1 protein-coding gene and 1 pseudogene are annotated in these 1224 nt (G+C 77.0%); both read left to right on the top strand.

The window, feature by feature from the left end:
* A partial coding sequence (locus I59_RS16770; RefSeq protein WP_222835032.1) for a hypothetical protein occupies positions 1 to 843 on the top strand: 843 nt, incomplete at its 5' end.
* A 107-nt stretch (positions 844 to 950) separates the two neighbouring features.
* A pseudogene (locus tag I59_RS20320) lies at positions 951 to 1224 on the top strand (DNA polymerase Y family protein); the annotation flags it as partial.

Raw genomic sequence — 1224 nt, 5'->3', positions numbered from 1 at the left:
AGGATGTCGGACCCGATTGACATCATCGAACACATGTTCGAATATGAGGGCATGCAGTCGGCAGCGGCACTCGCGTCGCCCGGGGCTCCTGCGGAGTCTCCCCGGGCGGGCGGGGCCGTGCGCCCGGTCCGTCGCGTCGACCACCTCGGGGACGCCCGTGCGGCACTCGAACGGATCACGAGCCTGCGGTCCCGCGTCGCCGAGATGGAGTCCACCCGGGTCGACACCGTGGTGGGGCTGCCCACGGCACCGGCGGTCGCGCCCCTGCTCCCCGGTGGGGCGATCCGGGTCGGGGGCACCTACGCCGTGCAGGACTCGGTGCTGCTGGCGATGACCATGCTGCAGGCCGCCTCGGCCGAGGGTGCGTGGTGCGCCGTGGTCGGGGTGCCGTCCTTCGGGGTCGAAGCCGCCGCCGCCGCGGGGATCGACCTCGAGCGCCTGGTGCTCGTACCGGACCCGGGCGACCAGTGGCTGACGGTGACGGCCGCCCTCGTCGACGTCGCGCAGATCGTGCTGACGCGACCGCTGGGGCGCGTGGTGCCCGGGGACGTGTCGCGACTCTCCGCCCGGCTCCGGCAGCGCGGGGGAGCCCTCGTCGCGCTCGGGTCCTGGCCCGGGGCCGACGTCTCGCTGCAGGTCACCGCCTCCGAGTGGGGCGGCATCGGCCACGGGCACGGCTACCTCGCCGAACGCCGGGCGACGGTCACGGCGACCGGTCGTGCCGGAGCGGTCCGGCCGGTGCGCGCCGAACTCCTGCTGCCCGCGGCCGACGGCGCGGTCCGTCCCGTGGAGCCGGCGACGGCGTCGCGTCCGGTGCTCCGACCGGTGGCGGTGGCGTCGTGAGCCCGCGCGGTCGGGCCGGCGCGTCCCGCGGTGCGGCCCCTCGGGTCGGGGCTGCCCGCGGCGGAGCACCCGTCGCGGGGGCGGCGCTGCGCGGTGGGAGCGCCCCGGTGCTGCGCAGCGGTGCGGTGGCCGAGGCGCCGCCGACACGCTCGATCGTCCTCTGGTGCCCGGACTGGCCGGTGGTCGCCGCCGCCCGGGCGGCCGGGGAACCCCCGGAGCAGCCGTTCGCCGTCATCGTCAAGGGGCAGGTCTTCGCCTGCTCCGCGAGCGCCCGCCAGCACGGGGTCGCCCGGGGGCTCCGGCTGCGCGAGGCCCAGGCCCGGTGCCCCGGACTCGTCGTGCAGCTCTACGACGAAGCCCTCGACCACCGCGCCTTCGAAC

The organism is Curtobacterium sp. B8, from assembly GCF_000333315.1.
Taxonomy (GTDB): domain Bacteria; phylum Actinomycetota; class Actinomycetes; order Actinomycetales; family Microbacteriaceae; genus Curtobacterium; species Curtobacterium luteum.
This window is presented reverse-complemented; position numbering and strand designations above follow the sequence as displayed.